This window comes from Roseicyclus sp. (assembly GCF_052168335.1).
Lineage (GTDB): Bacteria > Pseudomonadota > Alphaproteobacteria > Rhodobacterales > Rhodobacteraceae > Roseibacterium.
This window is the reverse complement of the sequence record NZ_JBQLZP010000481.1, coordinates 1-5,961: the sequence shown is the minus strand read 5'-3', so window position 1 is coordinate 5,961 and position 5,961 is coordinate 1. Positions and strand designations below refer to the sequence as shown.

The following is a 5,961-nucleotide window of genomic DNA, read 5'->3' as shown; positions in this document are numbered from 1 at the left end:
GCGCGACCTCCTCGCACACCGCGTTGCCGGTGGCGGCCCCCGCCTCGGCCACGTTGCAGACGTAGAGGACGGGTTACGCCGTCAGGAGCTGGAGCATCCGCCAGGCCTTCGCGTCCTCCTCGTCGACCTCGACCATGCGGGCGGGTTTCCCCTGCTCCAGCATCGCCTTGGCGGCCTGCATCAGGCGCTCCTGCTGGATCGCCTCCTTGTCGCCGCCGCGCACCTTGCGGACGATGTTCTGCAGCCGCTTCTCGATCGACTCCAGATCGGCCAGCATCAGTTCGGTCTCGATGGTCTCGGCATCGGCCACGGGGTCGACGCGGCCCTCGACATGCGTGACGTCGCCATCCTCGAAGCAGCGCAGCACATGCGCGATGGCGTCCGTCTCGCGGATGTTGGCGAGGAACTGGTTGCCGAGGCCCTCGCCCTTCGACGCGCCCTTCACGAGGCCCGCGATGTCCACGAAGGTCATCCGCGCCGGGATCACCTGCTTCGACTTCGCGATCCCGGCCAGACGGTCGAGGCGCCGGTCGGGCACCGCGACCTCGCCCACGTTGGGCTCGATGGTGCAGAAGGGGAAGTTCGCCGCCTGCGCCGCCGCCGTGCGCGTCAGCGCGTTGAAGAGCGTGGACTTGCCCACGTTCGGCAGCCCGACGATCCCGACCTTGAAGCCCATGGCGCATCCCTCGCGAAAATCCGCCGCCTCTCTAGGGCGGAGGCGCGCGAACGGCAACCGGAACCGTGCCAGGCTCGGCGGCATGCGACAGCGGAGGATCGCGCCATGCACGTCACCCCCTATCTCTTCTTTCCCGGCACCTGCGAGGCGGCCATGCGCTTCTACGCCGAGGTTCCGGGCGCGGACCCGCCGCAGATCATGCGCATGTCCGACATGCCGCCAGCCGACCAGGAGGACATGGCGGGGATGCCGCCAGGCTCGGTCATGAACGCGATGCTGAAGGCGGGCGGCGTGGAGATCATGGCCTCCGACATGCCGCCGGGCGAGGGGGCGGGGATGCAGGGCGTCTCGATCCACCTCGCGCTCGACAGCGTGGCCGAGGCGCACCGGGTCTTCGACGCCTTCGCGGAGGGCGGCGAGGTGCGGATGCCGATGGGCGCGACCTTCTGGACGCCCGCCTTCGGCACGCTCACCGACCGGTACGGGACGCGCTGGATGGTCTCGGTCGAGGACGGCGTCGCCTGAGGGGTGCCGGAATTGCCGGCAATTCCGGCCCGGAAAAGCCGGCTTTTCCGGGCCCCATTGATTTCCCGCGCGCCTTGGCCCAAACCCGGTCGGACCGGTTATTCGAGGGGCGGGACATGACGCGGATCGACGACACCTTCGCGCGGCTCAGGGCCGAGGGGCGCAAGGCCTTCGTGGCCTACGTCATGGCGGGCGACCCGGACTACGAGACCTCGCTCGGGATCGTGAAGGCCCTGCCCGGCGCGGGCGTCGACATCATCGAGCTCGGGATGCCCTTCACCGACCCGATGGCCGACGGCCCGACGATCCAGCTCGCCGGCCAGCGCGCGCTCGAGGGCGGCCAGACCCTCGAGAAGACGCTGCAGATCGCGCGGGAGCTGCGGAAGGAGAACGACACGACGCCGATCGTGATGATGGGCTACTACAACCCGATCTATTCGCGCGGGGTCGAGCGCTTCCTCGCGGAGGCCAGGGCGGCCGGGATCGACGGCCTCATCGTCGTGGACCTGCCGCCCGAGGAGGACGAGGAGCTCTGCCTCCCCGCGCAGGCGGCGGGGCTGAACTTCATCCGCCTCGCGACGCCGACGACCGACGACCGGCGCCTGCCGAAGGTGCTCCAGAACACCAGCGGTTTCGTCTACTACGTCTCGATCACCGGCATCACCGGCGCCGCCGAGGCGCAGGCGGCCAATGTCGGGCCCGAGGTCGCGCGGATCAAGGCGCAGACCGACCTGCCCGTGATCGTGGGCTTCGGCATCCGCACGCCCGAGACGGCGGAGGCCATCGCGGGCGTCGCCGACGGCTGCGTCGTGGGCTCCGCCATCGTGGCCGAGATCGCGGCGGGCAAGCCGGTCTCCGAGATCGCGGCCTACGTGAAGGCGCTGGCGGACGGGGCGCACCGGGCCTGAGGCCGGGGCGTCACTTCGTATCGCGCGCGGCGTCGAGGTATCTGCGGATCTCCGCCAGGCGCGAGACGAGGTCATCCACCCCCTGCATGGACGGAGCCCGCGCCATCGTCGCGAGATCCGGCGCGAGCCGCGCGATCGCCTCCTCCCGGAATGCCCGCCCCGCCTCCGTGATCCAGACCCGCTTGGAGCGGCGGTCCTCGGGGTTGGGCCGCATCTCGATCCAGCCGCGCCGCTCCAGAAGCGCGAGCGTGTGGCTGAGCGTCGTCTTGGGGACCTGGAAGGCGGTCGCCAGATCCAGGGGCGTCCGCCCGTCGCCCACGCGCACGAGGTGGTTCAGCACAGAGAAGTGCGAGACGAGGACGCCCCTGGGCAGCCGCGCCTCGAAGATGGCGCGGCTCAGCTGCTCGATGATCCCGATCTCGTTGAAGAGCGCGAAGATCATGCGCGGGTCAGCCGGTTCCTCCGACAATCTTTGCCTCCAGCGGCCAGCGCGGCGTGGCCATCACGTCGGGCCCGTAGCCGACCCGCGCCCACATTTGCACGGTTCCGCCGCCCGGGGCCAGCCGGCGGTGGATCTCGTCGTAGAGGCCGGACATCTCCGGGTATTCCTGCAAGGCCTGGCTGAGCGGCTGCATCCCGAGGCCGACCTCGGTTGCGGCGAGGTTGATCCGGACCCAGTCCATCCCGGTGCGGAGCTGCTCGAGCCGCGTGTTGCCGGGCGTCACCTGCCAGATGTGGCCCATCGCGGTCTGCATGGTCTCGACGAAGGCCGCGTCGGCGGATGCCGCGACGAAGCCGTCGGGGTTCATGCTGGCCTCGCGGGTGAAGAGGCCGGTGAGGCGCAGGGTCTCGAACATCGGCCCGGTGAATTCCAGCCCGTCGGGATTGGCGTTCACCTCGCGGTGGCCGATGCGGAACAGCTCGACCGACTCCCGCAGCGTCCGCTCGGTCGCGAACTCGATGCGGATGGCCTCGGTCGAGAGGTCGCGCATCCCCTGCACGCGGGCGGGATCGGTCGTGCGGCCCATCCCGAAATGCCGCGTGGCGGCCGCCATCCGGTCCAGCACGTCGGCCGGCACCGGGCGGCTCGTGTCGTAGGGCTCCTTCAGCGAGCGGCGGCGCGGAACGAAGGCGAAGAGCGGATCGGGGGCCGCGCCGGTGGGCGCGAAGCGGCAGACGGCGACCGGACGGGCATCGACGCGGAGCGGGTCGGAGCCGTCGGGGAAGAGGTCGAATGTCACCTCCAGCCCGTCCGCCAGCGCCGCCATTCGCAGCACCTCGAGAAAGCAGCCGAGGCCGATGACGATCTGGCGGCTGAACGGGTCCGTCTCCGGCAGGAGGCGATCGGTATCGACGTAGAGCGTGACCTCGTCCGGCACCGAGACGTCCACCTTCCACGGCTGGAGGTTGTGCGGGTTCGGCGCGAGGATCGCCCAGCTCAACGCGCGCATCCGCGGGTCGGCGTATTGCCCGGCCAGGTCCCATGGACGCATCGCGTCGCGGGGCAGCCGGGTCACGTCGTAGCCGGCCGCCGCGGTGGCGGCGAGGACGGCGCCGCCACCGATGAGGGCGAGGGTCTTGCGTCGGGAGAGGGTCATGTCGGGCTCCATATGGTACGATTTCGAACTATATAGTGCGATATCGTATCAATGTAAACCGCTTTCGCCGCATGGACGGCCGCTTGCCGAAGACGCTAGGAAGACAGCGCAATCCGGCTGCGCCACGGGGAGGGGACAATGCCCGTCATCACGAATATCGAGGACCTGCGCCGCATCTACCGCCGCCGCGTGCCCAAGATGTTCTACGACTACGCGGAGTCCGGCAGCTGGACCGAGCAGACCTTCCGCGAGAACGTCTCGGACTTCGCCGACATCCGCCTGCGCCAGCGCATCGCCGTGGACATGGCGGGGCGGACGACGAAGGCGAAGATGGTGGGCCAGGAATACACCATGCCCGTCGCCCTCGCCCCGGTGGGCCTCTGCGGGATGCAGTCGGCGGACGGCGAGATCAAGGCGGCGAAGGCGGCCGAGAAGTTCGGCGTGCCCTTCACGCTCTCGACCATGTCGATCTGCTCGATCGAGGACGTGGCCAAGAACACCTCCAAGCCGTTCTGGTTTCAGGTCTACACGCTCAAGGACGACGACTTCATGAAGCGGCTCTTCGCCCGGGCGAAGGACGCGAAGTGCTCGGCGCTCGTCATCACGGTGGACCTCCAGATCATGGGCCAGCGGCACCGCGACCTGAAGAACGGCCTCTCCGCGCCGCCGAAACTGACGCTGAGATCGATGGCCGACCTCGCGACCAAGGTGCCGTGGGGCCTCGAGATGATGCAGACCCACCGCCGCTTCTTCGGCAACATCGTGGGCCACGCGAAGGGCGTGACGGACCCGACTTCGCTCGGCTCCTGGACGGCGGAGGCCTTCGACCCCTCGCTCGACTGGAACCGAATCCGCGAGTTCCGCAGCTGGTGGGACGGGCCGGTGATCCTGAAGGGCATCCTCGACGAGGAGGACGCCAAGAAGGCGCTCGACGTGGGCGCGGACGCGATCGTGGTCTCGAACCACGGCGGGCGGCAGCTCGACGGGGCGCTGTCCTCGATCCGGATGCTGCCGCGCATCATGGACGCGGTCGGCGACAGGATCGAGGTCCACCTCGACAGCGGCATCCGCTCGGGTCAGGACGTGCTGAAGGCGCTGGCCCTCGGCGCGAAGGGCACGATGATCGGGCGGGCCTTCGTCTACGGGCTCGGCGCGATGGGCCAGGCGGGCGTGACCAAGGCGCTCGAGATCATCCACAAGGAGCTCGACACGACCATGGCGCTCTGCGGCGAGCGGGACGTGGCGAACCTCGGGCGGCACAACCTCCTCCTGCCGGCGGATTTCGACACCCGCTGGCAATAGGCCGGGAACCCGCCCACGGAGCCCACGTTGCCCCGGAAGACGAAACCCCAGTCTTCCAGGAGGTAGCAGACATGGTGACGATGGTTGGCCGCGAGAGCGACGCCAAGACCCTGATCAAGAACCTGATCCAGCTCGAGCATGACGCGATCGCGGCCTATGACGCCGTGATCGAGAAGCTCGACGATCCCTCGCGGGCGGAGAAGATCCGCAGCTTCCGCTCGGACCACACGCAGCACCTCGAGGAGCTGAACCGCCTCGCGGGGACGGAGCATGCCTACAACCCCGGCGACGGCTCGATGAAGTCGATGCTGACGACCGGCAAGTTGGCCTTCGCCGACATGACCGGCGGCGACGGCGCGATCCTCAAGGCGATGAGCACGAACGAGACGGACACCGTCACGGCCTATCGCAACGCCAGCGAGAACAGCACGGCCCCCGAGGCGGCGCGGCCCTTCTTCGAGAAGGCGCTGGCCGACGAGGAGCGCCACAAGGCCTGGATGGACAACGCCGCCGCGGCGGCCTGATCCCGCGGCCTCAGGCGGGGCCGGTGGACCACCGGCTCCGCAGCATGACGGCGAAAAGCGGCGCCAGAAGCGCCAGCGCGCCCACCGCGGCGAAGGCGATCCGCAGCCCGTAGGCCTCGGAGACGAGGCCCATGAGCACCGGCGCGAGGAGGAAGGCGCCGAAGCCGATCACGTTGACTCGTGCGACCGCCGCCGTCCGGCGCTGCGGCGGCACGATCCGCCCCACGAGCGCCAGCGCCATCGGCCCCACGACCGACATGCCGAGCCCCATCAGCCCGAAGCCCGCGTAGGCGACGAGCGGACCCGGTGCGAGCGCCGCCAGAATCGCACCCGCGCAGGCCATGAGCGCGCCACCCGTGATGATCGTCGCGTCAGCGAAGCGTCCCGCCGCCACCTGCCCCGCGAAGCGCCCCACCGCCATCGTCAGC

The 5,961-nt window shown here is 69.7% G+C and carries 7 protein-coding genes and 1 pseudogene; 4 read left to right on the top strand and 4 right to left on the bottom strand.

The genetic code is table 11. From position 1 onward, the window contains the following. A pseudogene (ychF, locus tag ACTS11_RS14920) lies at positions 1-676 on the bottom strand (redox-regulated ATPase YchF); the annotation flags it as partial. 105 nt (positions 677-781) lie between these two features. On the opposite strand from ychF, the gene ACTS11_RS14915 reads away from it, so the two are divergent. Then, complete coding sequence (locus ACTS11_RS14915) at positions 782-1,201, top strand: VOC family protein (RefSeq protein WP_442641094.1); 420 nt, start codon at positions 782-784, stop codon at positions 1,199-1,201. Positions 1,202-1,317: 116 nt separating this feature from the next. Then, a complete protein-coding gene (trpA, locus tag ACTS11_RS14910; RefSeq protein WP_442641093.1) occupies positions 1,318-2,109 on the top strand; it encodes a tryptophan synthase subunit alpha in 792 nt (263 codons plus the stop codon). A gap of 10 nt (positions 2,110-2,119) precedes the next feature. Here the strand turns inward: trpA and ACTS11_RS14905 are convergent, their stop codons facing one another. Both ACTS11_RS14905 and ACTS11_RS14900 read right to left on the bottom strand, forming a co-directional pair. Beyond that, positions 2,120-2,551 carry a MarR family winged helix-turn-helix transcriptional regulator gene (locus tag ACTS11_RS14905; protein ID WP_442641092.1) on the bottom strand — a complete coding sequence of 144 codons (432 nt, stop codon included), beginning with the start codon at positions 2,549-2,551 and terminating at the stop codon, positions 2,120-2,122. Positions 2,552-2,558: 7 nt separating this feature from the next. After that, positions 2,559-3,707, bottom strand: coding sequence for an Acg family FMN-binding oxidoreductase (locus tag ACTS11_RS14900; RefSeq protein WP_442641091.1), 1,149 nt, complete (start codon positions 3,705-3,707; stop codon positions 2,559-2,561). 138 nt (positions 3,708-3,845) lie between these two features. Between ACTS11_RS14900 and ACTS11_RS14895 the strand changes: the two genes are divergently transcribed. Then, positions 3,846-5,009, top strand: a complete 1,164-nt coding sequence (locus tag ACTS11_RS14895) for an alpha-hydroxy acid oxidase (RefSeq protein WP_442641090.1) — start codon at positions 3,846-3,848, stop codon at positions 5,007-5,009. 71 nt (positions 5,010-5,080) lie between these two features. After that, complete coding sequence (locus ACTS11_RS14890; RefSeq protein ID WP_442641089.1) at positions 5,081-5,533, top strand: DUF2383 domain-containing protein; 453 nt, start codon at positions 5,081-5,083, stop codon at positions 5,531-5,533. A gap of 10 nt (positions 5,534-5,543) precedes the next feature. Here ACTS11_RS14890 and ACTS11_RS14885 read toward each other — a convergent pair. Beyond that, a partial coding sequence (locus tag ACTS11_RS14885) for an MFS transporter (protein WP_442641088.1) occupies positions 5,544-5,961 on the bottom strand: 418 nt, incomplete at its 5' end.